General features: G+C 65.4%; 28 protein-coding genes. 6 read left to right on the top strand and 22 right to left on the bottom strand.

Annotation, left to right across the window (positions count from 1 at the left end):
- Window position 1: 1 nt before the first annotated feature.
- From KUH32_RS06790 to pip, 3 genes are all read right to left on the bottom strand, one after another.
- Window positions 2–1,204: an ABC transporter permease gene (locus KUH32_RS06790; RefSeq protein ID WP_217777280.1), complete on the bottom strand. Its 1,203-nt coding sequence runs from the start codon at window positions 1,202–1,204 to the stop codon at window positions 2–4.
- The gene (locus KUH32_RS06785) at window positions 1,201–2,196 is read right to left on the bottom strand and encodes an ABC transporter permease (protein ID WP_217777279.1); all 996 of its coding nucleotides are present in this window, start codon (window positions 2,194–2,196) and stop codon (window positions 1,201–1,203) included. Before KUH32_RS06785 ends, KUH32_RS06790 begins: the two co-directional genes overlap by 4 nt.
- A 94-nt stretch (window positions 2,197–2,290) precedes the next feature.
- Window positions 2,291–3,262 carry a prolyl aminopeptidase gene (pip, locus tag KUH32_RS06780; RefSeq protein ID WP_217777278.1) on the bottom strand — a complete coding sequence of 324 codons (972 nt, stop codon included), beginning with the start codon at window positions 3,260–3,262 and terminating at the stop codon, window positions 2,291–2,293.
- Window positions 3,263–3,312: 50 nt separating this feature from the next.
- On the opposite strand from pip, the gene ubiG reads away from it, so the two are divergent.
- A complete protein-coding gene (gene ubiG, locus KUH32_RS06775; protein WP_254898999.1) occupies window positions 3,313–4,050 on the top strand; it encodes a bifunctional 2-polyprenyl-6-hydroxyphenol methylase/3-demethylubiquinol 3-O-methyltransferase UbiG in 738 nt (245 codons plus the stop codon).
- Window positions 4,051–4,116: 66 nt separating this feature from the next.
- Here ubiG and KUH32_RS06770 read toward each other — a convergent pair whose 3' ends face one another.
- Genes KUH32_RS06770 through KUH32_RS06755 form a run of 4 tightly spaced genes read right to left on the bottom strand, consistent with a single transcriptional unit; the run spans window position 4,117 to window position 6,392 of the window.
- Window positions 4,117–4,554, bottom strand: coding sequence for a MarR family winged helix-turn-helix transcriptional regulator (locus KUH32_RS06770; RefSeq protein WP_217777276.1), 438 nt, complete (start codon window positions 4,552–4,554; stop codon window positions 4,117–4,119).
- On the bottom strand, window positions 4,555–5,385 hold the full coding sequence (locus KUH32_RS06765; protein WP_217777275.1) for a carbon-nitrogen hydrolase family protein: 831 nt from the start codon (window positions 5,383–5,385) through the stop codon (window positions 4,555–4,557).
- Entirely contained in the window at window positions 5,385–5,642 is a 258-nt protein-coding gene (gene grxC, locus KUH32_RS06760) for a glutaredoxin 3 (RefSeq protein WP_217777274.1), read from the bottom strand. The genes KUH32_RS06765 and grxC overlap by 1 nt, the downstream gene beginning before the upstream one ends.
- Before the next feature lie 36 nt (window positions 5,643–5,678).
- Window positions 5,679–6,392, bottom strand: a complete 714-nt coding sequence (locus tag KUH32_RS06755; RefSeq protein ID WP_217777273.1) for a ComF family protein — start codon at window positions 6,390–6,392, stop codon at window positions 5,679–5,681.
- 29 nt (window positions 6,393–6,421) lie between these two features.
- Between KUH32_RS06755 and KUH32_RS06750 the strand changes: the two genes are divergently transcribed.
- Both KUH32_RS06750 and hemH read left to right on the top strand, forming a co-directional pair.
- On the top strand, window positions 6,422–7,234 hold the full coding sequence (locus KUH32_RS06750) for a methyltransferase domain-containing protein (protein WP_217777272.1): 813 nt from the start codon (window positions 6,422–6,424) through the stop codon (window positions 7,232–7,234).
- A 54-nt stretch (window positions 7,235–7,288) separates the two neighbouring features.
- Window positions 7,289–8,353 carry a ferrochelatase gene (hemH, locus tag KUH32_RS06745; protein WP_217778340.1) on the top strand — a complete coding sequence of 355 codons (1,065 nt, stop codon included), beginning with the start codon at window positions 7,289–7,291 and terminating at the stop codon, window positions 8,351–8,353.
- Between the two features lie 67 nt (window positions 8,354–8,420).
- Here the strand turns inward: hemH and KUH32_RS06740 are convergent, their stop codons facing one another.
- Both KUH32_RS06740 and KUH32_RS06735 read right to left on the bottom strand, forming a co-directional pair.
- Window positions 8,421–8,624 (bottom strand): ferrochelatase, encoded by a 204-nt coding sequence (locus tag KUH32_RS06740; protein ID WP_217777271.1) that lies wholly within the window; start codon window positions 8,622–8,624, stop codon window positions 8,421–8,423.
- A 145-nt stretch (window positions 8,625–8,769) separates the two neighbouring features.
- Window positions 8,770–9,369, bottom strand: a complete 600-nt coding sequence (locus KUH32_RS06735) for a L,D-transpeptidase (RefSeq protein ID WP_217777270.1) — start codon at window positions 9,367–9,369, stop codon at window positions 8,770–8,772.
- 169 nt (window positions 9,370–9,538) lie between these two features.
- Here KUH32_RS06735 and dalA point away from each other — a divergent pair, with 169 nt between their 5' ends.
- A complete protein-coding gene (gene dalA / locus KUH32_RS06730) occupies window positions 9,539–10,102 on the top strand; it encodes a divisome-associated lipoprotein DalA (RefSeq protein ID WP_217777269.1) in 564 nt (187 codons plus the stop codon).
- 12 nt (window positions 10,103–10,114) lie between these two features.
- Here the strand turns inward: dalA and KUH32_RS06725 are convergent, their stop codons facing one another.
- From KUH32_RS06725 to hslO, 9 genes are all read right to left on the bottom strand, one after another.
- Window positions 10,115–10,621, bottom strand: coding sequence for a L,D-transpeptidase family protein (locus tag KUH32_RS06725; RefSeq protein WP_217777268.1), 507 nt, complete (start codon window positions 10,619–10,621; stop codon window positions 10,115–10,117).
- Window positions 10,622–10,679: 58 nt separating this feature from the next.
- Entirely contained in the window at window positions 10,680–11,489 is an 810-nt protein-coding gene (locus tag KUH32_RS06720) for an ion transporter (protein ID WP_431358179.1), read from the bottom strand.
- Between the two features lie 2 nt (window positions 11,490–11,491).
- Window positions 11,492–12,709: a class I SAM-dependent RNA methyltransferase gene (locus KUH32_RS06715; RefSeq protein ID WP_217777266.1), complete on the bottom strand. Its 1,218-nt coding sequence runs from the start codon at window positions 12,707–12,709 to the stop codon at window positions 11,492–11,494.
- Entirely contained in the window at window positions 12,690–13,244 is a 555-nt protein-coding gene (locus KUH32_RS06710; protein ID WP_217777265.1) for a P-loop NTPase family protein, read from the bottom strand. The genes KUH32_RS06715 and KUH32_RS06710 overlap by 20 nt, the downstream gene beginning before the upstream one ends.
- Window positions 13,241–15,073 carry an ABC transporter ATP-binding protein gene (locus KUH32_RS06705; protein WP_217777264.1) on the bottom strand — a complete coding sequence of 611 codons (1,833 nt, stop codon included), beginning with the start codon at window positions 15,071–15,073 and terminating at the stop codon, window positions 13,241–13,243. The genes KUH32_RS06710 and KUH32_RS06705 overlap by 4 nt, the downstream gene beginning before the upstream one ends.
- Window positions 15,070–16,914, bottom strand: a complete 1,845-nt coding sequence (locus tag KUH32_RS06700; RefSeq protein ID WP_217777263.1) for an ABC transporter ATP-binding protein — start codon at window positions 16,912–16,914, stop codon at window positions 15,070–15,072. Before KUH32_RS06700 ends, KUH32_RS06705 begins: the two co-directional genes overlap by 4 nt.
- A 139-nt stretch (window positions 16,915–17,053) precedes the next feature.
- Window positions 17,054–18,232, bottom strand: a complete 1,179-nt coding sequence (locus KUH32_RS06695) for a CCA tRNA nucleotidyltransferase (RefSeq protein ID WP_217777262.1) — start codon at window positions 18,230–18,232, stop codon at window positions 17,054–17,056.
- A complete protein-coding gene (locus KUH32_RS06690) occupies window positions 18,229–18,831 on the bottom strand; it encodes a CoA pyrophosphatase (RefSeq protein WP_217777261.1) in 603 nt (200 codons plus the stop codon). Before KUH32_RS06690 ends, KUH32_RS06695 begins: the two co-directional genes overlap by 4 nt.
- Window positions 18,818–19,807: an Hsp33 family molecular chaperone HslO gene (gene hslO, locus KUH32_RS06685; protein ID WP_217777260.1), complete on the bottom strand. Its 990-nt coding sequence runs from the start codon at window positions 19,805–19,807 to the stop codon at window positions 18,818–18,820. The genes KUH32_RS06690 and hslO overlap by 14 nt, the downstream gene beginning before the upstream one ends.
- A 76-nt stretch (window positions 19,808–19,883) precedes the next feature.
- Here hslO and KUH32_RS06680 point away from each other — a divergent pair, with 76 nt between their 5' ends.
- Window positions 19,884–20,321 carry an NUDIX domain-containing protein gene (locus KUH32_RS06680; RefSeq protein ID WP_217777259.1) on the top strand — a complete coding sequence of 146 codons (438 nt, stop codon included), beginning with the start codon at window positions 19,884–19,886 and terminating at the stop codon, window positions 20,319–20,321.
- Here KUH32_RS06680 and KUH32_RS06675 read toward each other — a convergent pair.
- A complete protein-coding gene (locus KUH32_RS06675) occupies window positions 20,318–21,604 on the bottom strand; it encodes a PP2C family protein-serine/threonine phosphatase (RefSeq protein ID WP_348541091.1) in 1,287 nt (428 codons plus the stop codon). The two genes, KUH32_RS06680 and KUH32_RS06675, sit on opposite strands and share 4 nt — an antisense overlap.
- A gap of 152 nt (window positions 21,605–21,756) precedes the next feature.
- Between KUH32_RS06675 and KUH32_RS06670 the strand changes: the two genes are divergently transcribed.
- A complete protein-coding gene (locus tag KUH32_RS06670) occupies window positions 21,757–22,080 on the top strand; it encodes an Hpt domain-containing protein (RefSeq protein WP_217777258.1) in 324 nt (107 codons plus the stop codon).
- Here the strand turns inward: KUH32_RS06670 and KUH32_RS06665 are convergent.
- From KUH32_RS06665 to KUH32_RS06655, 3 genes are read right to left on the bottom strand one after another with little or no spacing between them, the layout of a single operon-like run.
- Entirely contained in the window at window positions 22,077–22,892 is an 816-nt protein-coding gene (locus KUH32_RS06665; RefSeq protein ID WP_217777257.1) for an SDR family oxidoreductase, read from the bottom strand. The two genes, KUH32_RS06670 and KUH32_RS06665, sit on opposite strands and share 4 nt — an antisense overlap.
- A complete protein-coding gene (gene ilvA, locus KUH32_RS06660) occupies window positions 22,892–24,118 on the bottom strand; it encodes a threonine ammonia-lyase IlvA (RefSeq protein WP_217777256.1) in 1,227 nt (408 codons plus the stop codon). The genes KUH32_RS06665 and ilvA overlap by 1 nt, the downstream gene beginning before the upstream one ends.
- A gap of 36 nt (window positions 24,119–24,154) precedes the next feature.
- Window positions 24,155–24,919, bottom strand: coding sequence for a hypothetical protein (locus tag KUH32_RS06655; protein ID WP_217777255.1), 765 nt, complete (start codon window positions 24,917–24,919; stop codon window positions 24,155–24,157).
- Between the last annotated feature and the right edge of the window lie 24 nt (window positions 24,920–24,943).

Raw genomic sequence — 24,943 nt, 5'->3', positions numbered from 1 at the left:
GCTAATCCTTCAGACCCGACGACCGGTGCAGCATCCAGTCGACGACGAAATTCACGCCCACGGTCAGCAACGCGATCGCCCCGGCAGCCATCAGCGGCAGCGCGGCGGTCAGCGGCGAGAAGGCGGCGAAGTTGATGAATTGCGACAGGTCGCGCACCATCGTGCCCCAATCCGCCAGCGGCGGCTGGATGCCGACACCCAGGAACGACAGCGACGCGATGGTCAGGAACACGAAACAGAACCGCAGCCCGAACTCGGCTAGAAGCGGCGCATAGGCGTTGGGCAGGATTTCCTTGAAGATCAGGTAGGGCAGGCCTTCGCCGCGCAGTTTGGCGGCCTCGATATAGTCCATCACGACGATGTTCATGCCCACTGCGCGGGCCAGCCGGAACACCCGCGTGCTGTCGATCACCGCGATGATGAGCACCATGTAGACGGTCAGCAGCCATTTTTCCGACCCCGCCCAGGCGCTGGCGATGGTCATCAGCAGCAGCGCAAAGATCAGCGACGGGATCGCCATCAGCACGTCGATAGCACGCGACAGCACCTGGTCCAGCCAGCCCTGAAGCACCGCGGCCAGGAAACCCAGGGTGCCCCCCAGGAAAAACGCCAGGCATGTGGTGGCAAAGGCGATGCCCACGGTGTTCTGCGCGCCATAGATCAGCCGGCTGAGCAGATCACGGCCGATCTGGTCGGTTCCCAGCAGGTGCGCCGGGTCGCCGCCGGTGGCGGCATTGCCGCCCGGCAGGACGTTGACGCGGGTGAACACCTCTTCCTGTCCATAGGGAGCGACGACACCGGCGAAGATCGCGACGAAGGCGTAGATCAGGATCACCAGGATACCGAAGGACGCGGTCAGCGGCATCTGCCGGAACAGCTTGCGCGTGGCGGATGTGCCGACGTGACGCCCGGCCAGCCGGAACAGCCACGCGGCGATGGCGAAGATGATGAAACCCTGCACCGCCCAGCGAAAGAAGGTCACGCCGGCATTGGGCACACCGGCATCCGTCACCGGAGACTGGAAGTAGTACCAGAGCGCGAACAGCACCGCCGCGGCGGCGAACACATAGCCGAAAGCGACGGCATAGGGCATGTCGCGGAAGAACGGTTTGTTGCCCGTCACCGTCTGCCCCGCAAAGCGGAACACCCAACCGCCGGCCGCGATGGCGGACAGAGCCGCCAGCAGGATCTGCCAGCCGGTCATTTCGGGTGCCTCAGGCGCGGGTTGGACAGGATCGACAGGATGTCAGCGGTGAGGTTCAGCAGGATATACGCCGCCGCGAAGATCAGGCAGCAGGCCTGCACCACGGGGATATCGCGGATTTTCACGCTGTCGACGAACAGCTGTCCGATGCCGGGATAGACAAACACCACCTCGACCACGACGACGCCGGTGATCAGATAGGCCAGGTTCAGCGCGATGACGTTGATGATCGGCGCCAGCGCGTTGGGCAGGGCGTGCCGCACGATCACGCGCATCGGCTTGATGCCCTTCAGTCGCGCCATCTCGATATAGGGCGAGGCCAGCAGGTTGATGATCGCCGCCCGCGTCATCCGCATCATGTGCGCCGTGACCACCAGCGTCAGGGTCAGCGCCGGCAGCAACGTGCGTTCCAGCCGTTCGCCAAAGCTCATCCCGTCATAGATGTTGGACAGCGATGGCAACCACTGGTTCAGCACGGCGAGGAACAGGATCAGGACATAGGCCAGAAAGAATTCCGGGCTGGAGATGGAACTGAGCGTGGTCACGTTGGTCGCCCGGTCGAAGACCGAGTTGCGGTAGAGCGCGGCCAGGATGCCCAGCGTCACCGAAAACGGTACCGCGATGGCCGCCGTGACACCGGCCAGGAACATCGTGTTGGCAAAGCGCGGCGCGATCTGCTGCGCCACCGACGTGCGCACGCCGCTGTCGGCACCGACGAAGCTGGCGAAATTGGCCTGGGCAAAGGAATTGCCCAGATCGCCGCGCAGCGCGCCGGACAGCCATTCGAAATAGCGGATGACGGGATGCTGATCGAGCCCGAGGTCGCGGCGGATCGCCTCGACCGCTTCGGGGGTCGCGCCCTGGCCCAGGATCGCCTGGGCGAAATCGCCGGGCAGCATGTTCACCGCGGTGAAGATCACGATCGACACGATGAAAAGCGTGAGCAGGCCGAGGGCGAGTCGCTGCAGGATGATCTTGAGAACCGAGTTCACGGACCCTGTCGGTGTTGGTTTTCGTTGGGGTCAGGTTAACGGTTGTGGCCCCAGAGTAAAGCGACATCGCCATTCCGGAATGAAACGCCTTGTCTCATTCTTCGGCGATCTGGTCCATCGCGCGCACCAGTTCGGCGGAAATGCCGGGCTCGGACAGGGCGTGGCCGGCGTTGCGGATCATGCGCAAGTCGCCGCTGGGCCAGGCGCGGGCCAGTTCCCAGGCGCGCCGCGGCGGGCAGATCATGTCGTAGCGTCCCTGCACGATGACCCCCGGGATCTGTGCGATGGCGCCTGCGTTCTTCAGGATCCAGCCGTCTTCGTCGAGAAATCCGGCATTGGTGAAGTAATGGTTTTCCAGCCGGGCGAAGGCGCGGGCGTAGTCGCCGGGTGCTTCGCCGCCCTGCCCGCTGGAATAGACCGAGGCCAGCGCGTTTTCCCAGGCCGACCAGGCGCGCGCGAAATTCGTCTCGATGCGCAGGTCGCCGCTGAACAGGCGCCGGTGATAGGCGGCGATCAGGTCGCGGCGTTCGTCTTCGGGGATCATGTCGCGGAACCGCGCCCAGGGTTCCGGCCAGAACTGGCCGGCGCCACCGGCATAGAACCAGTCCAACTCGGCCCGGGTCATCAGGAAAACGCCGCGCAGCACCAGGTGCGACACCCGCTCGGGAAAGCGGATGGCATAGATCAGCGCCAGCGTCGCACCCCAGGATCCGCCGAACAGGACCGCCCGGTCGATGCCCAGCGTTTCGCGGATCGCCTCGATGTCGGCAACAAGGTGCCAGGTGGTGTTGTTGGTGACGCTGGCATGCGGCCGCGACCGGCCGCAGCCGCGCTGGTCGAACAGCACCATGCGATAGACATTGGGATCGAAATAGCGCCGCATCGCCGGGCTGCAGCCGCCGCCGGGCCCGCCATGCAGCACGATCACCGGGCGGCCCTGCGGGTTGCCGGATTGCTCGACATACAGCGTGTGCCCGCCATCGACCTCCAGCATGCGCTGGTCGAAGGGGTCGATGGGCGGGTAAAGATACTGCACTGCGCGCTTTTGGCCCGGGAATTTGTCCATGGCCTATCTATATTGGCGAGACAGGGCAATTGACCATGGGAAATACACGCATGACCACCAGCACCGTCGACCCGTCCGAGATCGCCAAGTTCGAGGCGATGGCCGCCGAGTGGTGGGATCCGAACGGCAAGTTCAAGCCGCTGCACATGCTCAATCCCTGCCGGCTGGATTACATCACCACGCAGATCGCGGGCGAATACGACCGCGACCTGGCAGGCCCACGCCCGTTCGAGGGCCTGCGCATCGTCGATATCGGCTGCGGCGGCGGCCTGCTGTGCGAACCGATGGCCCGTCTGGGCGCCGAGGTGGTGGGCGTCGACGCCGCCGCACGCAACATTCCCGTGGCGCAGACCCATGCCGCGCAATCGGGGCTGGACATCGATTACCGCCACACCACGGCCGAAGACATGGCCGCGGCGGGCGAACAATTCGACATCGTGCTGAACATGGAAGTGGTGGAACATGTGGCCGATCCGCTGGCCTACCTGACCGCCTGCCAGCAATTGCTGAAACCCGGCGGGTTGCACCTGTGTTCGACCATCAACCGCAACGCCAAGAGCTTTGCCATGGCGATCGTCGGCGCCGAATACGTCATGCGCTGGCTGCCCAAGGGCACGCATGAATGGTCGAAATTCATCACCCCGGACGAGCTGTATGACCTGCTGCGACAGGCCGGGATGACGCCGGTCGACCGCAAGGGCTATGTCTTCAACCCGGTGACCTGGTCCTGGCGGCTTTCGGACCGCGACCTGAGCGTCAATTACGTCACCGCGGCGACCAAGCCGTGATCTTCATCTTGCCGGACAAACTCCGGGGGTGAATGGCGCCGCAGGCGCCAGAGGGGGCAGCGCCCCCTAGCCCTCTTCCATGCGCAACCGCAATTCGCGCAACACCGGCAGTGCCGCGCGCACCTTGTCCTTGCCCAGCTCGCCCACCACCCCGGCGATGACCGGGGTGATCGCGGCCAGCGCGGCATCGCGGGCGGCCATGCCGGCGGGGCTGATCGCCACCAGCTTGCGCCGCGCGTCGTCCCAGTCGGGGCGGATATGCACGTAGCCGGCCAGTTCCAGCTTGCCCAGCGTGTTGGTGATCGCGCCGCGGGTGACGTGGAAACTGCGTGCCAGCTGCGCGGGCGTGCGTTCCGCCCCAACCCCGGCCAGGTGGTTCAGCACCGAGAAATGCGAGATCTCCATCCGGTTCGGCAGCACCCGGGTCAGTCGGTTCCGCAGCAGCTGATCGGCGGTCAGAAGCTCGCTGACAAGCGAGATGGCAAGGGCATTGGCATCGGACATTCAGGGCCCCTCGAAGGTGCGGTCGTGGCGCAGCGACGGGATCTTGGCCCGAACCTTGTCCACCTCGGCCAGGTCCAGGTCAAGCATCGTGACCCCCGGCGCGGTCCCGGCATCGGCGATGACCGCGCCCCAGGGCGCCACGGCCAGCGAATGCCCATATGTCAGGCGCTGGCGACCCGAACGGGCCGCATGTGTCCCGGTCTGCGCGGGGGCAAGCACGTAACACCCGGTCTCGATCGCGCGGGCGCGCAGCAGCACCTCCCAATGCGCGGGGCCGGTGCCGGGCGAAAACGCCGACGGCACACACAGCACCTGCGCCCCCGCCTGCGCCAAGGCGCGGTAGAGATAGGCGAAACGCAGGTCATAGCAGATTGTCAGGCCCAGCCGCCCGAACGGCGTGTCGGCCACGACGGCGCGCGATCCCGGCGCATAGCCGGAGGATTCGCGATAGGTTTCGGTCTGATCGACTTGCACGTCGAACATGTGCATCTTGTCGTAGCGCGCCACGATCCCGCCCGCGGCGTCGATCAGCAGCGATCGGTTGACGAAGCGCGTCTCGGGCGGTTCGGACCTGAGCGCCAGCGATCCGGCCAGCACCCACAGGCCCAGCCGCGCCGCTTCGTCACGCAGACCGGCGAGAACGGTATCCTCGGCCTCGGACCGCAGCACTTCCGCCTGGTGCGCCCGATCCATCGACACGCAATTGCTGACCTCGGGGGTCAGCGCGATCTGTGCGCCGTCCGACGCGGCCCGGCGCAGCATGGCGCGCAGGGTCTCGAGGTTCTCGGACGGGTCGTCCGATGACGTCAGTTGCAGCAGTGCCGCGCGCATCAGCCCTGCAGCAGCGGGTCGAGCTTGCCCGCCCGTTCCAGCGCTGCCAGGTCGTCGAACCCGCCGACATGGGTCGTTCCGATGAAGATCTGCGGCACGGTATGGCGGCCATGGGCGCGCTGCATCATCTCGGCGCGGCGCGCGGGTTCGGCCAGCACGTCGATTTCGGAAAACTTGACGCCCTTCTGGGTCAGCAGCCGCTTGGCCGCATGGCAATAGCCGCAAAGCGGCGAGGTATAGAGCTCAACGGGTTGCATGACGTCCTCCGGGCACCGTGCCCTGTCATGGAGAATTTAGGGCCGCTTGGCAACGCGCGCCAGCACGCTGACGCAAACCCGGCTTGCACCGGCGGCAAGCGCGGCTTCGGTCGCGGCGGCCAGCGTGGCGCCCGAGGTCATCACGTCGTCGACGATCAGCACCGGATGCCCGGCCAGCGCGCCCGCGCGGCGCGGATTGGGGCGCAGCGCGTCGGCCAGCGTGGCGAACCGGTCTTCGCGGCTTTTGCCGTCCAGGCTGGGGGTGCGCACGCTGCGTTCGAGCGCGTCGGCGATCACCCGGCACTCCAGCTCGCCGCCCAGTGCCTGCGCCAGCAGGGCCGACTGGTTGTAGCGGCGGCTGAGCAAGCGCCGCAGATGCAGCGGCACGGGCACGACGACGGTGTCGGGCGCGACCAGCGGGCGCACCAGCCGCGCCATCCAGCGCGCCGCGGGGCGCGCGATGTCGTGGCGGTCGCCATGCTTGAGCGCCAGCACCAGCCGCCGCCCCTTGCCCTCGTAGCTGAGCGCGGCGCGGCCATGCGCCCAGGGCCGGGCGGTGGTCAGGCAATCGTCGCAATGTTCCGCCCGGTCGGATTGGCCGGGCAGCGGCACGCCGCACAAATCGCAGGCCAGCCCGGCGATGAAGGGCGTATCGCGCCAGCAGGCGCCGCACAGGCCGAAATCGGTTTCCACCAGCCCGCCGCAGGACAGGCAGCGCGGCGGGTAAAGACCCTGCACAAGCGTTTGCATCGCCGCCGCCCACATCTTATCTGGCTCCCATGACACAACCGCCCCGCCTGACCGACCCCGACGCGCTGGCGCGCAACCGAAACCGGGCCACTGCGCGGTTCCTGCAGGAACTCGCGCGCGACGAGGCGCAGGATCGTCTGGCGATGGTTAACAGGTCCTTTACGGCGCCTGCCGTGGTGACGCCCTTCGCCGATGTCTGGCAGGGCGCCTTGCCCGATGCGCGGATCGTGACGGACGGCGCCGTCCTGGATCTGGCCGAAGCCGCCCACGACGTGGTGATCCACAGCCTTGCTCTGCATTGGGCCGACGATCCGGTCGGCCAGTTGATCCAGTGCCGCCGCGCGTTGCGCCCCGACGGGCTGCTGATCGCGCTGACGCTGGGCGGCCAGACCCTGCAGGAATTGCGCGCGACCCTCGGCCAGGCCGAAATCGAGGCGACCGGCGGCCTGTCGCCCCGTGTCGCGCCGATGGCCGAGATCCGCGATCTGGGCGGATTGCTGCAGCGCGCAGGCCTTGCCCTGCCGGTGGCCGACAGCCTGCCGCTGACGGTGTCCTACGAGACGCCGCTGCACCTGATGCGCGACCTGCGCGCGATGGGCGAGACCAACGCCCTGCAGGCCCGGCTGCGCCGCCCGACCCGCCGCGCGGTGCTGTTGCGGGCCGCCGATCTTTACGCGGCGACCTATGCCGGCGATGACGGTCGCGTGCGGGCGACCTTCGAACTGATCACCCTGACCGGCTGGTCGCCGGACGCCAGCCAGCCGCAGCCGCTGCGCCCCGGTTCGGCCGCCACGCGGCTGGCCGACGCGCTGAAGACGACCGAGACACCGCTCAAGGATTGACGTATCAGGGGTGCGGAATAATTACAGGCCAAGCGGATGACCAAGGAAAACACGATGTTGGATGCCACCAAGACCGCCGTGCGGCCCGTTCATGCCCCAGCCGACCACCCCAAGGTGGCCGGTGAAAAGGTGGGCATCCTGCTGGCGAACCTGGGCACGCCGGACAATTACGACTATTGGTCGATGCGGCGCTATCTGAACGAATTCCTGTCCGACCGCCGGGTGATCGACTATTCGCCCTGGTTGTGGCAGCCGCTGCTGCAGCTGGTGATCCTGTCGAAACGCCCGTTCAGTTCGGGCGAGGCCTACAAGTCGATCTGGAACGAGGAGGCGGGCGAAAGCCCGTTGATGACGATCACCAAGGATCAGGTCGCCAAGGTCACGAAACAGATGACCGACCGCTATGGCGACAACGTGATGGTCGATTTCTGCATGCGGTACGGCAACCCGTCGACCAAGTCCAAGGTCCGCGAGATGGTCAAGGCCGGGTGCCGCAAGATCCTGTTCTTCCCGCTGTACCCGCACTATGCCGGCGCCACGTCGGCCACCGCGAACGACCAGTTCTTTCGCGCCTTGATGGAAGAAAAGTGGCAGCCGACGGTGCGCACCGTCGATCCCTATTTCGAGCATCCGAAATACATCGAGGCCCTGGCCCAGTCAATCGAGCGCGCCTATGCGCAGATGGATACCCGTCCCGACATCCTGGTGTGTTCCTATCACGGCGTGCCCAAGCGATACCTGATGGAGGGCGACCCCTACCATTGCCAGTGCCAGAAGACGACGCGCCTGCTCAAGGAACGGCTGGGCTGGAAGGATACCGACATCACAACCACCTTCCAGAGCAGGTTCGGCCCCGAGGAATGGCTCAAGCCCTATACGGTGGACGAAGTGGCGCGGCTGGCCGAAGAGGACGGGAAAAAGAACATCGCCGTCTGCGCCCCGGCCTTTTCAGCCGATTGCATCGAGACGCTGGAAGAGATCAACGAAGAGATCAAGGAAAGCTTCGAGGAAGCGGGCGGCGAACACTTCACCTACATCCCCTGCCTCAATGACGACGATGCCCATATCGAGGCGTTGTGCGCCGTGATCGACGACAACCTGGACGGCTGGCTGCGCTGAGGCACCGGCCGGACATGAAAAAGGCGGTGCAAAAGCACCGCCCTTTCCGAATTCCGTTCAGACCAACTTAGTTGTTGGCTGCAGCGGCAGCGATCAGCACCAGCAGGGCCAGCGGGATCAGGATGCCGGCCGACGACGAGCTTTGTGCAGCTTCTTCGACGACAACAACCGGTTCCATGACCACGTCGTCCTTGGCAGCCGAGCCCATCGAGCCAGCCATCGCGGTCGATGCAGCACCAGCAAGCACAGCGGCGAGAGCGAGTTTCTTCATGTTATCCTCCAGATATTCGCCTGCGTGACATAGGTTTCCGCACGACAGGCACCCAAGACTTACCTCGTGTTTCCCTCTAAGCAGCAATTCGAGGCGAATGCAAATGCATCTTGGGGCTGGGAAAATCTGCTCTGCCGCAGTGTCGTCAAATAAGCAACACTTGCGTTCCGACCTGCGCCATCTCGTACAGCTCTTCGATATGCTCGTTGTAGAGCCCGATGCAGCCGTTCGACGACCGGCGCCCGATCTTGCGCGTGTCGTGGGTTCCGTGGATGCGATAATACTGCCAGCTGAGGTGCAGCGCGCGGGTGCCCAGCGGGTTGTCGGGGCCCGGAGGCACGTAGTCCGGCCATTCGGGATTGCGGATCTTCATCGCCGGGGTCGGCCGCCAATCGGGGCTGGGATCCTTCAGCGTGACCTGCGTGCGGCCGCGCCGCGTCAGGTCTTCGGTCAGCGGGACCGACGATGGATACAGGTGATAGCGGCCCGATTCCTCCCAGTAGTGCAAAGCGCGGCTGTCGATATCGACCAGGATCGCGCCGTTGTTCAGCGAGGTGAAATAGGGCTGCCAGTCCAGCGTGCGAAAGCTGGATACGTTGCGACGCACGACGCGGCTGATGTCGCGTTCGATTTCAACGGTTTCGTCGCCGTTCACGTTCTGCGCCAGCGCGGACGTGCCGATCACCGCCGCCGTTCCGGCCAGAAAGGCGCGGCGATCCATACGGAAAGCTGCCGGTTTCTTCATGTTCGCGTCTCCTGTCGGACGTCAGAAAATCATTCTGCTGTATATGGCTTTGCTGCCTCAGTCGCAAATCAAACAGATGTTAGTTAGCGATCTCACGCCCATGTGGGTTTGATTAGACACGGCGCAACGGGTAAGCGGGGGGTCAATCACTGTTTCCTGGGGCTGTGCAATGAAGCGTCTCACTATCCTGTTGGTCATGTCCATGCTGGCCGTCGCGGCCTGTGCCCCGGCGCCCGCGCCCACTACGCCTACCCTGGGTCCGGACGGAAAACCCCTGCCAAAGCTGTATCGCATCGGCGTCGCGGATTCCGGCCGCATCCAGTTTCGCGTTCTTGATTCGGTGAACGCGTTGCGGGCGGCGTCCGGACAGCCAGCGGTCGAACTGAATTCGCGTCTCAACGCCGCCGCCGCGACCCATGCGCGCGACATGGCGTTGCAGAACCGGCCCTGGCATTTCGGATCGGACGGGTCGTCGCCGATCGATCGCGTGCAGCGCGTCGGGTATACCGGCCGCCTGATCGGCGAAACGATCTCGGAGACCTACGAGACCGAGCTGGAAACGCTGGGTGCCTGGATGGAGCAGGAAGAAACCCGCCGCATCATCCTGGACCCCGCCGCACGCGACCTGGGTTTTTCCTGGCACCAGGAAGCCAACGGCAAGATCTGGTGGACGATGGTTCTGGGCGCACCCGACCTGGCGCCGACACCCGGCGTGGTCGGCGGGCCGGCCTGACCCGCCTTTCGTCTAGGGGTTGATCTGGATCGGCGTCCCGTTGCGGACCATTCCATAGATCTCGCGCATCTCGCGATTGGTCACGGCGATGCAGCCGGCGGTCCAGTCCGGGCCGGTATCGCGGAAGTTCATCCGCGACACGCCGTTCGGACGCCCGTGGATGAAGATGTCTCCGCCCGGGCTTTTGCCCAGTGCCAGCGCTTCGGCGATGTCCTGTTCGTTGGGATAGGAAATCCCGATGCTCAGGAAGAACGCGCTGTTGTAGTTGCGCCTGTCGATGACGTAATTGCCTTCGGGCGTGCGCCCGTCGCCTTCGATCTTCTTGTCGCCCACCGGCGCAAAGCCCAGCCCGATATCGTAGGCCTTGAGCACCTTTTCATTGTGCAGCAAGTACATGCGCCGGTCGCCCTTGTTGACGACGACCTGGGTGATTTCGGGACCGTGATAGGGTTTGTACTTGGAACACCCGGCGATGGTCAAAGCCAGCGCCAGGATCAGGATGTACCGGATCGGTTTCATTGTGTGCCTGCCCTCGTTTTGCCACGGAGTGTAACCGATCCGCGGGCAAAGCGGGAGATCACATTTTCGGCAGATCGCGGGCCGCCAGCCGGGCTTCCAGCCTTGCCTCCAGGCGGGCTTCGATGGCGTCGAGCCGCTTGAGCACCTCGTCGCGATAGGCATCGGTGCGTTCGCCGTCTTCCCTTTCGTGCGCGTCCTGCATCGAATTCACGATCAGGCCGACGATCAGGTTCACCACCGCGAAGGTGGTGACCATGATGAACGGCACGAAAAAGGCCCAGGCGAAGGGATAGGTCTCCATCACCGGGCGCACGATGCCCATCGACCAGCTTTCCAGCGTCATGATCTGGAACAGCGTATAGGCCGACAGGCCCAACGTGCCGAACCAGTCGGGAAACGACGCTGCGAACAGTTTGGTCGCCATGACCGCGGCGATGTAGAAGATCAGCGCCATAAGAAGAAACACGCTGGCCATTCCCGGCAGCGCATTGACGAAGCCCTCGACCACGCGGCGCAGGCGCGGCGCGACCGAGACCACGCGCAGCGCCCGCAGGATCCGCATCGCCCGCAGCACCGAAAACCCGTGGGAATCGGGCACCAGCGCGATGCCCACGACGGCAAGGTCGAACAGGTTCCAGCCGTCGCGGAAAAAGCGCGCGCGATAGGCATAGAGCTTGGCGCCGATTTCGGTCACGAAGATCGCCAGACAGGCGCTGTCCAGCGCCAGGATGATCGGCCCGAAGCGCGCCATCAGAGACTGCGACGTTTCCATCCCCAGCAAGATCGCGTTGACGACGATCACCGCGATGATGCCGTAGCGCACGGCGGGACGGTCCAGAAAAGACGCAATCTGGGTGCGGAGATCCATCATCAATCCTCGAGCTGGAATGCGGCGACGAGTTCCACATGGGTCGACCAGCGGAATTGGTCAACCACCCGGACCCAATTCAGGCGGTAACCGGCCTTGGTCAGCGTCGCCGCATCGCGGGCAAAGCTGACCGGATTGCACGACACGAACGCGATCCGCGGGATGCGCGCGCGCGCCAGGGCGGCGGTCTGCGCCTCGGCCCCGGCGCGGGGCGGATCGATGATCGCGGCGTCGAAGCGCGCCAGTTCGTCGGGCAACAGCGGATTGCGGAACAGATCGCGCGCCTGGTGCGTGACCTTGCGCAAGCCGGTGCCTTGCCTCCAGCCGGCATCCAGCGCCACCAGCATGGCCTTGTCGCCCTCGACCGCATGCACCGCGCTGGAACGCGCCACGGGCAGGGCGAATGTGCCGCAACCGGCGAACAGGTCGACCACGTGCCGCGCGCCATCGACGATTTCCAGAACGTCGTTGCGCAGCGTCGCCTCGCCATCGGCGGTGGCCTGCAGAAACGCGCCTGGGGGCGGCACCACGGTGATTCCGCCGAAATCGACATGCGGCGGCCGGCGGGTCAGCCCTTCGCCATCCCAGAACAGCCGGGCGAGGTCGTGATCGCGCGCCAGGTCCGCCAGCGCCGACTGAAGGGCCGCGTCCATCGGCTTGCCGCCGCTGACGGCAACGTCCAGCCCGCCCGCCGTATCGGTGATCTGCACCGACAGCGCGTGTTTGCGGCTGGCGCCCAGAACGGCCAGCCTTTCGACCATCGGCAGCGCCTTGCGCAGCGCGGGCGTGATCAACAGGCAGTCGGGAACGGCGACCACGATGTCCGAGGCTTTCTGGTGGAACCCGACCAGGGCGCCCTTTTTCGTGCGCCGCGCGGCAAAGGATGCACGGCGGCGCGATTGCGGTTCCGCGGTGAAACAGGGTCGAAAATCCACCTGAACGCCCTGTGCGATCAGGGCGCGACCGACCACGTCCTGTTTCCATGCCTCGACAAAGCTGTCGGCGGCATGCTGCAGCTGGCAACCGCCGCATGACCGTGCATGACGGCAGGGCGGCGAAACCCGGTCGGGTGACGGGGTCTCGATGCGATAGGTGCCCAAGATCTGCCCGTCCGGGACACCGGACACGACTTCGCCCGGCAAGGCGCCAGGAACATAGACCGGCCCCTGGGCGATGCCGTCGCCTTGATGGCCCAGGCGTTCAATGACAAAGGTGTTCATGCCCCGTCTCTTGCCCGCTTTTTTCGGCGCCGTCGAGCGTGGCGAGAAACACGTCGATCTCGGCTGGACTGCGCAGATGCCACCGGCATTTGTCCGGCGCATCGCGCGCCAGAAGCGCCAGCGGCTTGCGACGCCCGGTATGCCGCGTGTCCCAGATCCATTTGAAGAATTCCACGCTGAACCGCTCGGGGCAGTTGTCCTGCATGTCGGGTCGGGTGCGCCCGAGATAGCGCAGCGTCCGCCAAACCACGCGACGCAGGCGCAGCCTCAGCGGCAGGTCCAGAAAGATCACCGTATCGGCGCGGGCGAACCGATCTTCGTAGGTCGCAGACAAGCCGCCTTCGAAGACCCATTCCGGTTTGGCCTGTTCGGCCAGCGCCATCGCGATCTTTTCGGCGCGCGGTCGTTCACCCCAGCCGGGCAGATGGTGGATGCGGTCGACATGCACCACCGGCAAGCCCGTCCTGTCACCGATCTGCCGCGCCAGTGTCGACTTGCCCGAGCCCGGCTGGCCCAGGATCATCACCCGCTTCATTCCGCCGCCGCCTTGGGGTCGATGAATCCGCCCGACTGCCGGTTCCAGTAGCGCGCATAAAGCCCGCCGCGCGCCAGCAATTCGGCGTGGGTGCCGGTTTCCACGATGCGGCCCGCGTCGAGCACCACGATCCGGTCCATCGAGGACAAGGTCGACAGCCGATGCGCGATTGCCAGCACCGTCTTGCCGCGCATCACCCGTTCAAGAGCCGCCTGGATCGATGCCTCGACCTCGCTGTCAAGCGCGCTGGTCGCCTCGTCCAGCACGAGGATCGGCGCGTCCTTGAGCAGCGCCCGTGCCAGCGCGATGCGCTGCCGCTGGCCGCCCGACAGCTTGACACCCCGTTCGCCCAGATGCGCGTCGTACCCCGTGCGTCCGGCGAAATCCCGCAGGTCGAGGATGAACTCGTGCGCCTCGGCCTGGCGTGCGGCCTCGAACACCGCGTCGTCGGTTGCATCGGGACGGCCATAGCGGATGTTGTCCAGCGCCGATCGGTTGAACATCGCGGTTTCCTGCGTGACCATGCCGATCTGGCGCCGCAGGCTTTCCTGGGTCACGTCGCGCACGTCCTGGCCATCGATCAGGACAGCGCCTTTTTCGGTGTCGTAGAGACGCAAGAGCAGGGCGACCAGTGTCGATTTCCCCGCACCGGACGCGCCGACGATGCCCAGCTTTTCACCCGGGGCGATGGTCAGTCCGATATCCTGAACGCCGCCCTTTTCGCGGCCATAGGCAAAGCTGACGCCGCTGAATTCCACCTGGGCCCGAGTAATGGCCAGTTCGGTCGCACCCGGCGCGTCGACCAGCGCATGCGCGGGCGTCAGGGTGCGGATGCCGTCCTCGACCTCGCCCAGATTGGCGTAGAGCCCCATCAGCGTGAACGACACCCATCCTGTCATCTGGGCAAGGCGCAAGCTGACGGCGCCGGTCGCCGCGATGTCGCCCGCGCTGATCATCCCGCGCGACCAATACCACAGCGCCCCGCCCACCAGCAGGACCGGCAGCACCCCGGCCAGCGCCATCAGCCAGAATCGGAATGCGACGGACACCCGGCCGTAGTCCAGCGTCCGGTCACGCAGCCGGGACATGGCGCCAAGCGCCGCGCGGTCCTCGTGATCGGCATGGGCGAACAGCTTGACCGTCTTGATATTGCTGACCGTGTCGACGATCTGGCCGGTGACGTTTGCCCGCGCCGCAGCCCGGGCTGTCGACAGCTTGCGCACTCGCGGCATGTAATACCGGATGATCCCGAAATACACGACCAGCCAGACCACCAGCCCCGCAGCGATGCGCCCGTCCACCGTGCCCAGAAGCAGCACCGCCCCGATCACCGAGGCCAGCGCGAACAGCACGGTCTGCAGCGTCTCGACCACCACGTCCGTCAGGGCGCGGGCGGTCTGCATTTCCTTCTGCGCGATGCGTCCGGCGAAATCGTTGTCGAAGAAGGTCACGGACTGGCCCAGCGTAAAGCGGTGCAGGCGTTGAAGAACGAGGTTCAGCACGTTCGGCGCCACGACGATATTCTGCATCAGCGCGTTGCCGCCGAAAAAGACCGGCCGCGCCAGCAGAAAGAAGGCCAGGGCGAAACCCAGCGTGCCGAGATTGTGGGAAAAGACGTTCTCGGGCGGTGCGTTCAGCGCGGCGTCCACCACCCAGCCCAAAACAAGCGCGGCCATCACTTCGACGATCCCGGCGACGATCGAAATCGCGCCCGCCGCCGTCAGCGCCGGACCGGTTCCCCGCAGAACCCAGCGCAGGAACGGGGTCAGGTGCCGCGGCGGCGGCCCGTCCGCATGGGCAAACGGATCGATCCAGTTCGACAATTTCATTCCGCGGCCTCGGCATCGGGATCAAGGAACCCGCCGGATTGCCGGGTCCAGAAGCTGGCATATAGCCCACCCTGCGCCAAAAGCGCATCATGGCTGCCCTGCTCGACGATGCGGCCGCGGTCCAGAACCAGGATGCGGTCCATATGCGCAATGGTGCTCAGGCGGTGGGCGATGGCGATCACCGTCTTGCCTTCCATCATGCCATACAGCGTGTCCTGGATCGCCGCCTCGACTTCGCTGTCCAGCGCGCTGGTTGCCTCGTCCAGCAGCAGGATCGGAGCGTCCTTCAGGATGACCCTGGCCAGCGCCACGCGCTGGCGTTGTCCACCCGACAGCTTGACGCCCCGTTCGCCGACCTGCGCGTCATAGCCGGTGCGGCCGTGCGGGTCTTGCAGGTCAAGAATGAACCGGTGCGCTTGTGCCTGTTCCGCCGCGGCGATCATCTGCGCTTCGGTTGCATCGGGGCGGCCATAGAGGATGTTTTCGCGCACCGACCGGTGCAAAAGCGAGCTGTCCTGCTGCACCATGCCGATCTGTCGCCGCAAGCTTTGCTGGGTGACGGTGCGGATGTCCTGCCCGTCGATCAGGATGCGCCCGCCTTCGGCGTCGTAGAAGCGCAAGAGCAGTTTGACCAGCGTCGACTTGCCCGCGCCGGACCGGCCGACAAGGCCCACCTTTTCGCCCGGCGCGATGGTCAGGTCGATGCCGTCAAGCCCACCGGACCCGCGCCCGTAATGGTGGGTCAGCGAGCGGAGCTCGATCTTGCCGGTCTTCAGCTTCAGCGGCCTTGCATCCGGCGCGTCGGTCAGGGTGATGGGCTGGGCGATGGTCTCCATCCCTTCGGACACGACACCAAGCTGGCGGAACAGCGTGGTCAGCGCCCACATGATCCAGCCGGTCATGGCGTTCAGGCGCAGAGTCAGGGCCGCTGCGGCCGCAACGGTTCCGGTGCTGGCCGCGCCTTGCAGCCAAAGCGCGATGGCCCAGCCCACCACGCCGACGATCAGCACGCCGTTCAATGCCGTCAGGCTGACATCCATGATGGTATAGAGCCGCATCTCGCGGATGAAGGTCGTCCGTGTGTGGTCGATCGCATCGCGGGCATAGGCCAGTTCGCGATCGTGGTGCGCGAACATCTTGACCGAATGGATGTTGGTATAGGCGTCGACAACCCGGCCCGTCACTTCGGACCGCGCGTCGGATGCGGCCTTGGAGGCCGGTGCGACGCGGGTGACCGTCCAGCGCATCAGCGCAGCATAGAGGACCAGCCAAAGGATCAGCGGGATCATCAGGCGCAGATCGGCCTCGCCCAGCAGCACCAGCGCGCCGACGACATAGGCCAGGGCATAGGCGATGGCGTCGAAGACCTGGAACACCGCCTCGCCCGCGGCAGGGGGGGTCTGCATGATACGGTTGGCGATGCGCCCGGCGAAATCGTTCTCGAACCATCCCACCGATTGCCGCAACACGTGCCGATGCGCGCGCCAACGGATCAGCGTGCCGAAATTCGGCATGATCGTGTTGTTGAGGATCAGCACGTCGATCGCCTGCACCAGGGGGCGCAACAACAGCACGAAAACGCCGAGCGCGATCAGGGTCGTTCCATGCGAGTCCCACACCGTCTGCGGATCGCCGGCCAGGATATCGACGACCCAGCCCATCGCCCAGATCAGGCCGATCTCGACCGCGGCGACCACGACAGACAGAAAGGCGGCAAGGAAGAACACGCCGCGGAACGGCTGTGCGTAATCGGCGAGAAACCCGTACAACGATTGCGGCGGGCGGTCGGTTTGCGGGTAGTCGACATAGGGGTCGACGAGATTTTCAAAGAAACGGAACATGTCGGAGGCTTTCCGGTGGAATAGAATAGCGCATGGAATTGCGGGGGCCATGATCCCCGCACGTGCAGGGTTCTCAGGCGAAGCTGATCAGAAACCTGTCACGATGCATGCGCTGTCCTCCGATTGGATGGCGTGGGTATTACCCCAGATCGCCACCGCTGTCACCCCTGCCCGTCAGGAGATCGGCACGACCGAGCGAAAAACCGGATGCGATCCAGCGCCGCTCCATTTCCTTCAGTGCGGCGCCCAGTTCCGCCCCCTGCAGGCCGGGCATCAGGTCGCGGGCGGTAACGGGAAAGCGCGCCGCGGCGCCGTCGGCGATCGCGGTCTCGTCGGCCTTGCCGGGTTCGTGGCCGAGGGCAGCGCATCGCAAGGCCAGCACGTCGCGCGCCGTGTCCGCGCCATGCCGCCAGGCGATTTCGGCCAGCCCGGCCGTGTCCGAGACCAGGTCGTGCAGGCGCGTCAGGCGGCTTTGCTTGGCCCGTGACAGCCGCAGACCGGCGCCATCGGCGAACCCCGTGGTGGCAAGGCGGCGGATCGCGTCGGCCTGCAGACCCAGCCTTGCCTCGAGGTGGACAAGCGGCGCCAGGGTCTTGTGATCGCTGCCGGGCAGCACCACGGCCAGAACCCCGGCCTGCGCCATCGCCGCGACAGCCGGCGCCGGATCGGGCGCGCCAAGCAGCTTGGTGATCTCGGCGCCGACCCGCTCGCGCGACAGTCCGGTCAGGCCGTCGAGATTGGCGGCGATCGCCGCCAACGCCTCGGCGTCCAGACCCTGTTCGGGATCGCCATACCAAGCGGTGAAGCGGAAGAAACGCAGGATTCGCAGATAGTCCTCGCGGATGCGCTGGGTCGGATCCTCGATGAAGCGCACGATGCGCGCCTGCAGATCGGGCAGACCGCCCAGCGGATCGACCAGCGTTCCGTCAGCGGCGGCGTAAAGCGCGTTCATGGTGAAATCGCGGCGCACTGCATCCTGCCGGATGTCGTCGGCAAAGGCGACGACTGCACGGCGCCCGTCGGTTTCCACATCCGCTCGGAACGTGGTGATCTCGTAACCCTCGCCCTGCGAAACGACGGTGACCGTGCCGTGATCGATACCGGTCGGCACGGCCTTGAGCCCCGCGTTTTTCGCCAGCGCCAGAACCGTTTCGGGCCGCGCATCGGTGGACAGGTCCACATCGGCCACGGCGACGCCCAGCAGCGCATTGCGCACGCATCCCCCGACGGCATAGGCTTGGTGCCCGGCATCGGTCAGAAGCCGCATGACCCGCTGTGTCGCGGGCCGAGTCAGCCAATCGCCGGTGACGCGCGTCATGAGGCCATCCTGCCTGCCAGGCCGCGCAGGATGCGCGCCGTCGCCCCCCAGATGTAATAAGGCCCGAACGGCACCGTGTAATAGTGCCGCTGCTGACCGCGCCAGCGCCGGGATTGCACGGAATAGCGCGACGGATCGGCCAGATGCGCCAACGGGACCGAGAACACCTCGTCGACCTCGCCGGCCTCGGGAACCGGATGAAAACTGTCCCTGATCCAACCCAGAACCGGTGTGATCGTGAAACTCGTCACGGTTTCATGCGGCGGCAAGGTGCCCAGGACCTCGACTTGCGAGGGCGGCAACCCGATTTCCTCGTGGGCTTCGCGCAATGCGGCATTGATGGCATCGGCATCGGTATCGTCCTGCTTGCCGCCCGGAAAGGCGATTTGGCCAGGGTGGTGTTTCAACCGCGATGACCGCTTGGTCAGCACCACCTCGGCGCCTGCGGCCCCGTGCTGGACTGCGATCAGAACCCCCGCGGGCCGCAACACACGCCCCGGCGGCAGGACGACGCCGGCGTTCAGGTCGAAATCGGACGACGCCTGCGCCGGGGCCGCCAGCGCCGCGCCCAAGGCGGCGATGGCATCATCCAGCGTCATCGTCTCTGGCCTCGAAGCCAACCGACGCGGGGTCGAGTTCGTAATGTGCGCCGCAGAATTGGCAATCGGCCGTGACGATACCGTTGTCGGTCGTCATCTTCTCGATGTCCTTGGCCGAATAGATCGACAGGCTCTTGCGCACGCGTTCCTCGGAACAGGTGCAGCCGAAGCGGACGGGCTGGGCATCGAAAACCCGCGCGCCTTCCTCGTGGAACAGGCGATACAGCAGGTCGGTCGGCGGCACCGAAGGACCGATCAGCTCCAGCTCTTCCAGTGTTCCGATATGGGCATTGATCCGTGTCCAGTTTTCCCCGTTATCGCCATGCATGAGGTCCTGTGCGTTCAGCAGGCCGCCTTCTCCCGATCCGCCGCCTGTGGCAAAGGGCGAGGCCTTGGGCATGTGCTGGATCATCAAGCCGCCGGCACGCCAATGCTCGGGCACGCCCGGCTCGCTCGACCGGCCATAGGACAAAGCAAAGGTCGTCGGCAGCTGTTCGGACTGGGCGAAATAGGCCGCGGCGCAATCCGAAAGCGATGATCCCGCCACGGGCGTGATTCCCTGGTAAGGTGTCATGCCCTTGCCCTGGTCGATCAGGATCGCGAAATACCCGCTGCCCAACTGGGCGAACGGCGCATCGTCGGTGATGCGGTCGCGGTCAAAGCTTGCATAGCCCCGAATGCGGGCCGGCTGACCTTCTTCGTCCGGGCCGAAGTAATCGGTGGCGATCATCCGCACCGGTCCGTTGGTCTGCACCTGCAGCGACAGTTTCCAGCGCAGTTTGACCGTCTGGCCGATCAGCGCGGTCAACAGGGCCATCTCGGCCACCAGTGCTTCGACCGGAGCGGGGTAGTCGTGCTGCTTCAGGATACCGTCCAGCACACCATCCAGGCGCGCAACGCGCCCGCGCATGTCGGACCGATCAAGCTGAAACGGCAGGACCGTGTCGTCCCAGGCGATTTTGCTGGCCAGTGTCATGGAGTTTCCTTATCCGGTGCCGATTGGCATACCGCGGCCATATAGGCGCGATCAAGGCAGAGACCAAGGGACAGCGATGACACCGCGATTCGGAGAGCCGCCACAGCCCGGCCGCCGCTACCGCCGCAGGCCCGGTGTCTACGCGGTGTTGCCGCTGCGAGGCGCGCTGTTGCTGACACGGCAATCCGAACCGGAGCCGGAAATCCAGCTACCCGGTGGCGGAATCGATCCCGGGGAATCGCCGCTGACCGCGCTGCACCGCGAAGTTCACGAGGAAACCGGCTGGCGGATTGCCGCGCCCGTCCTGCTGGGCCGGTTCCGGCGGTTCACCTTCATGCCGGAATACGATCTCTGGGCCGAAAAGGTCTGCTACGTCTATCGCGCGCGCCCCGTAAGGCGGCTGGGACCGCCCGAGGAAGCAGGCCATACGGCGCTTTGGCTGCCGCCACAGGTCGCTGTTCTTTCGCTGGGCAACCCCGGTGACCGGGCGTTCGTCGCACGCTTGATGCGCTAGGGGGGTCGCGGCGCTTCGCAGCCGAACTCGATCATCGCGGCCGAGACGTCATCGGCCAGCCGGCCGCCGTCGCGCATCGCCGATGTCAGCCGCCAGAACATGTCCTCGAGCATCTCGACGCCCTGCGCGACGGCGGCCGCCGCGCGCACGAGATCGACAAGACCGTCTTCTCCCAGCATTCCGCCACCGCGCATTTCCGCCTCGGTAAAGCCGTCCGAGTAGAGGATCAGCTTGTCCCCGGGTCCGAGATCGAATTCGACCCTGTCATGGCTGACCTCGTCGACCAGTCCGATCGGCAACCCGCCATTGCCGAGAAACGCGAACGACCCGTCGTGACGCAGCAAGAGCGGTGGTGGATGACCGGCCTGAACCATCCTGACCGATCCGCTTTCGCTGTCGATGGTTGCATAGGCCATGGTGAAATACTGTTCGACGCCGCGGTCGGCGGCCAGCCTCTGATTCAGCAACCGGGCCGTGGCTTCGGGCTGGCGCAGCGCATATTGGCCATCCGCGCCCGGTTCCAGCGCGAGGTTCTGATCGTGAAACGTGTTCGACAGGTATCCGGCGATCCGCGCCGTTACCATCGCCGATGTGATGCCATGACCGGAAACGTCGATGGAATACAGGCCCAGTTGGTCGTCATCCTGAGCGAAGACACCCACAAGATCGCCACCGACATGACCGCAGGGATGCACCATCAAGCTGATGCGGGACGATCCGACGACCTGGCTGCGGGCCGGGATGAGCGATTGCTGGATCTTGCGGGCCTGTTGCAAATCCTTGTCGATTGCCGCGTGCACGACGCGCAATTCGTCAAGCGTATCCTGCACAACCCGCTTCTGGTCGGACAATTCGCGTTCCATCGACACGATCCGGGCGCCAGCGTTGATCCGCGCACGCAATTCCGCGGGATTGACCGGCTTGGTCAGGAAATCGTCGGCGCCCGCATCCAGACCACGAGCGATGTCTTCCTTGTCGGATTTCGAAGTCAGCAGGATGAAATAGCCGAAATTCCCCACCGACCGCGCGCGAAAGGCCTGGCACAGGTCCAGCCCCGTCATTCCCGGCATGATCCAATCCGAAAGGACGATATCCGGAGGCGATTGCCGGCAGAGGTCGAGCGCTTGCCGGCCCGAATCGGCTTGAATGACCTCGAAACCCCATTTTTCGAGCATGCTGGACAGGATCCGCAGTTGCAGTCGGCTGTCGTCGACGACAAGGATTCGCCGGACCGCGCCGCCCGCCGACACCGGATCGGAGTGATTTTCCGAAACAACTTGCACGCCGAATCGCCTTTGTTGGTGCCGTGATCAACGGGGTGATGCTGTTGAAGAACTGCTAACAGCCCCTGAACATTCGAATGCCACGCATTTCGGCCGGACAGGGAAATCATTTCTTCAGACCTTTGAAGGAGGGTTCCCGCAGGAGGTCGGCCATGATCGATTGGAACCGCGTGCGCGAACTGAGGGACGAAATCGGCGGCGCCGATTTCGACGAGGTGGTCGATCTGTTCCTTGCCGAAGTCGACAACGCGATCGGCGGGTTGCAGCCGGAAGACACCGATGCGTTTCGTGACCAGATGCATTTCCTGAAGGGTTCGGCGCTGAATCTCGGTTTCGCGGCCTTGGCGTCGCTTTGCGCCGATGCGGAATGCCGGCCGGACACCGATCCCGGCCGGGTCGCGGCGCAGGTCGCCACCGTTTTCGCCGAGTCACGATCCCTGTTCTTCGCCGATCTGGCCAATCGCCTTGCCGCCTAGATCCGCCGGTGCAGCTGGGAAAGGTTGTCGGGCACTCCGTCGGCAAGCGCGGCCTTGCGCAGCTTCCGCATCGCCTTGATCCACGCCTCCATGTCCACACCGCGCAACCGCATGTACCCGGCCACCTCGGGATGCGGAAGGATCAGGAACCGGTTTTCGGCCAGGCCGTCCATCAACGCCCCGGCGACATCGTCCGGCAGAATCACCCGGTCATGCGGTCGGCCCTGCGGCGCGCCGTCGGCGTAGCCCAGAAGCGGCGTCGCGACGTATTGCGGGCAGACGACCGAGACCCGGATACCCTGATCGCCGTGGCTGATGGCCAGCGATTGCGCAAGGCTGACGGCGGCATGCTTGGTCGCCGAATAGGCGGCATCCTCGATCTGGCTCAGCAGCCCCGCGGCCGAGGCGATGTTGACCAGCCAACCCGAACCCCGTTCGATCATCTCGGGCAGCAGCAACCGCGCGGCGCGCACATGCGCCATGACATGCAAATCCCAACTGTCCTGCCAAAGCTCATCGGGTGCTGCGGCGGCGTGGCCGCCATCGCCCCGGGCAAAGCCCGCATTGGACACCAGCATGTCGATCCTGCCGTACCGGGCGCGTGCCGTGGCGACCAGCGCGTCAACCGCGTCAGCCCGCCTCAGATCACCGGAAACGGCCAGGCCACCGATCTCGTCCGCCACTTTTTGCGCGGAAACAGGGTCGATATCCGCCACGACCACCTTCATGCCCTGCCCGGCGAGACGCCGGGCGATCGCCTTGCCGATCCCCTGTCCGGCCCCGGTCACGATGGCGGTCTTGCCGTCGAACATCAGATCACGAAATTCGCCACGGTCTCGTCCTCCGTGATGTCCTGGTAGGTGAACCCGTTTTCATCCAGCGCCCGGAACAGCCGGTCGAAATTCGCCGGGTCGCTGGTTTCGATCCCGATCAGCACCGATCCGAAGTTCCGCGCCGATTTCTTGAGGTATTCGAACCGCGCGATATCGTCGTCGGGGCCGAGGTAATTCAGGAAATCCCTGAGCGCGCCGGGCCGCTGCGGCAAACGCAGGATGAAATACTTCTTCACCCCGGAATAGCGCAGCGCGCGTTCCTTGACCTCGGGCAGGCGTTCGAAATCGAAATTGCCGCCAGACGTGATGCAGACCACGGTGCGGCCCGCGATCGACCGGCCCAGATCCTTGAGCGCGTCGACCGAAAGCGCGCCCGCCGGTTCCAGCACGATCCCCTCGACGTTCAGCATCTCGAGAATCGTGGTGCACAGCCGATCCTCGTTGATCGTCAGCGTATTGGCCAGGCCGACATCCTTCAGCCGCTGGAACGGCCGTTCACCGATGCGCGCCACGGCGGCGCCATCGGCAAAGGTGTTGACCTTGGGCAGGCGCACCGGTTTGCCCGCCTCCAGCGCCGCGCGCAAGCAGGCCCCACCCGCCGGTTCGACAAAGGTATAGAGGCTGTCATTGCCGAAATAGCCCAGCAACCCCGCCCCCAGGCCGCCGCCGCCCACCGGCACGACAAGATGATCGGGCGCGCGGCCCAGCTGGTCTTCGATTTCCACCGCCACGCTGGCCTGCCCGACGATCACGTCGTCATCGTCGAAGGGCGACAGGAAATGCCCGCCCTCGGTTTCGCAGAACGCCTGCGCCGCCTTGAGGCAATCGTCGAAATAGTCGCCGATCAAGCGGATCTCGATCTGGTCGCCGCCGAACATCCGGGTCTTCTGGATCTTCTGCTGCGGCGTCGTGACCGGCATGAAGATCATGCCGCGCTTGCCCAGCTGCTTGCACATGAACGCCACGCCCTGCGCATGGTTGCCGGCGCTGGCGGCGACGAACAGATCGGCCTGCGGATGCTTGGACATCGCGTTGAACGCGCCGCGCAGCTTGTAGCTGCGCACCGGGCTCAGATCCTCGCGTTTCAGCCAGATATCGGCGCCGTAACGCTCGGACAGATGGGCATTGCGCTGCAGCGGCGTGGGCGGGAACACGTCGCGCAGGGCGGTTTCGGCGGCGCGGGCCTTATCCTGGAACTCGGTCATCATCCTGACGTGCCGCAAGTGCCGCGCGCTGTCCAGTCAGTCGATGGGGCGGCCCTGCACGAAATGGCCGTAAAGCGTGGTCAGCATCGATGCGCCGATCAGCGTCAGGAACCAGCCGGTGACCAGCGTGTAGACCAGGGTGATGAACGGCGTGCCGGTTCCCGCCAGCAGCGTCGGGGCCTGAACCAGAAGCGATCCGGCGATGACGATCAAGGCCAGCGTCAGGATCGCGCTGTCCTGTCCGCGCGTGGCGTTCCACGCTTCGCTCAGCCGGATCGGCTCGCCCAGGGCGACGGCCGGCAGGATCGGGCCCATCTTGAAGAACAGGAAGGCGCCAAAACCGATCAGTGCCGAAATCGTCAGCACGCCCAGCCCCGGCACCAGGACCGCCAGGAAACCCACAGGGATCGACAGAATCGCCACCCCCAACGCGATCAGCAGGCCGATCATGATCGACCGGCCCAGGTACCCCGCCAGTTTCGATCCCGGCCAGGCCGGCAACCAGCCCTTGGGGTATTCGCCCGCCAGCACATAGCGGTGCCAGGCCACGGCGATCCACAGGCTGGCCACGATCCCGACGATCTGCAGCGCCAGCACGCGCAAGGCATCGCCGGGGTCCATCATCTGCATCGGTTCGCCATTGGCGACGACATCCATCTCCATCACACCCGGCGGGTTCAGGAACAGCACGATCTGCACGGCAGCCTGCACCGCGTACAGAACCGCCGATACCCGCAACGCATCGCCCAGGTTGTTCAGCACCAACCGCACCGAATGCACGAAGATCTGCCAGCCTTTCATCGCGTTCCTCCTGACTGCCCCGCA

The sequence above is a fragment of the Thalassococcus arenae genome (assembly GCF_019104745.1).
GTDB lineage: Bacteria > Pseudomonadota > Alphaproteobacteria > Rhodobacterales > Rhodobacteraceae > Thalassococcus_B > Thalassococcus_B arenae.
The sequence above is the reverse complement of the archived record's forward strand: the minus strand, read 5'-3'. Positions and strand labels throughout refer to the sequence as shown.

Coding starts and splice junctions, on each gene's coding strand:
- KUH32_RS06790 (WP_217777280.1), bottom strand. CDS start 1,204: ATGACCGGCTGGCAGATCCTGCTGGCGGCTCTGTCCGCCATCGCGGCC.
- pip (WP_217777278.1), bottom strand. CDS start 3,262: ATGGACAAATTCCCGGGCCAAAAGCGCGCAGTGCAGTATCTTTACCCG.
- ubiG (WP_254898999.1), top strand. CDS start 3,313: ATGACCACCAGCACCGTCGACCCGTCCGAGATCGCCAAGTTCGAGGCG.
- KUH32_RS06770 (WP_217777276.1), bottom strand. CDS start 4,554: ATGTCCGATGCCAATGCCCTTGCCATCTCGCTTGTCAGCGAGCTTCTG.
- KUH32_RS06765 (WP_217777275.1), bottom strand. CDS start 5,385: ATGCGCGCGGCACTGCTGCAACTGACGTCATCGGACGACCCGTCCGAG.
- grxC (WP_217777274.1), bottom strand. CDS start 5,642: ATGCAACCCGTTGAGCTCTATACCTCGCCGCTTTGCGGCTATTGCCAT.
- KUH32_RS06755 (WP_217777273.1), bottom strand. CDS start 6,392: ATGCAAACGCTTGTGCAGGGTCTTTACCCGCCGCGCTGCCTGTCCTGC.
- KUH32_RS06750 (WP_217777272.1), top strand. CDS start 6,422: ATGACACAACCGCCCCGCCTGACCGACCCCGACGCGCTGGCGCGCAAC.
- hemH (WP_217778340.1), top strand. CDS start 7,289: ATGTTGGATGCCACCAAGACCGCCGTGCGGCCCGTTCATGCCCCAGCC.
- KUH32_RS06740 (WP_217777271.1), bottom strand. CDS start 8,624: ATGAAGAAACTCGCTCTCGCCGCTGTGCTTGCTGGTGCTGCATCGACC.
- KUH32_RS06735 (WP_217777270.1), bottom strand. CDS start 9,369: ATGAAGAAACCGGCAGCTTTCCGTATGGATCGCCGCGCCTTTCTGGCC.
- dalA (WP_217777269.1), top strand. CDS start 9,539: ATGAAGCGTCTCACTATCCTGTTGGTCATGTCCATGCTGGCCGTCGCG.
- KUH32_RS06725 (WP_217777268.1), bottom strand. CDS start 10,621: ATGAAACCGATCCGGTACATCCTGATCCTGGCGCTGGCTTTGACCATC.
- KUH32_RS06720 (WP_431358179.1), bottom strand. CDS start 11,489: ATGGATCTCCGCACCCAGATTGCGTCTTTTCTGGACCGTCCCGCCGTG.
- KUH32_RS06715 (WP_217777266.1), bottom strand. CDS start 12,709: ATGAACACCTTTGTCATTGAACGCCTGGGCCATCAAGGCGACGGCATC.
- KUH32_RS06710 (WP_217777265.1), bottom strand. CDS start 13,244: ATGAAGCGGGTGATGATCCTGGGCCAGCCGGGCTCGGGCAAGTCGACA.
- KUH32_RS06705 (WP_217777264.1), bottom strand. CDS start 15,073: ATGAAATTGTCGAACTGGATCGATCCGTTTGCCCATGCGGACGGGCCG.
- KUH32_RS06700 (WP_217777263.1), bottom strand. CDS start 16,914: ATGTTCCGTTTCTTTGAAAATCTCGTCGACCCCTATGTCGACTACCCG.
- KUH32_RS06695 (WP_217777262.1), bottom strand. CDS start 18,232: ATGACGCGCGTCACCGGCGATTGGCTGACTCGGCCCGCGACACAGCGG.
- KUH32_RS06690 (WP_217777261.1), bottom strand. CDS start 18,831: ATGACGCTGGATGATGCCATCGCCGCCTTGGGCGCGGCGCTGGCGGCC.
- hslO (WP_217777260.1), bottom strand. CDS start 19,807: ATGACACTGGCCAGCAAAATCGCCTGGGACGACACGGTCCTGCCGTTT.
- KUH32_RS06680 (WP_217777259.1), top strand. CDS start 19,884: ATGACACCGCGATTCGGAGAGCCGCCACAGCCCGGCCGCCGCTACCGC.
- KUH32_RS06670 (WP_217777258.1), top strand. CDS start 21,757: ATGATCGATTGGAACCGCGTGCGCGAACTGAGGGACGAAATCGGCGGC.
- KUH32_RS06665 (WP_217777257.1), bottom strand. CDS start 22,892: ATGTTCGACGGCAAGACCGCCATCGTGACCGGGGCCGGACAGGGGATC.
- ilvA (WP_217777256.1), bottom strand. CDS start 24,118: ATGACCGAGTTCCAGGATAAGGCCCGCGCCGCCGAAACCGCCCTGCGC.
- KUH32_RS06655 (WP_217777255.1), bottom strand. CDS start 24,919: ATGAAAGGCTGGCAGATCTTCGTGCATTCGGTGCGGTTGGTGCTGAAC.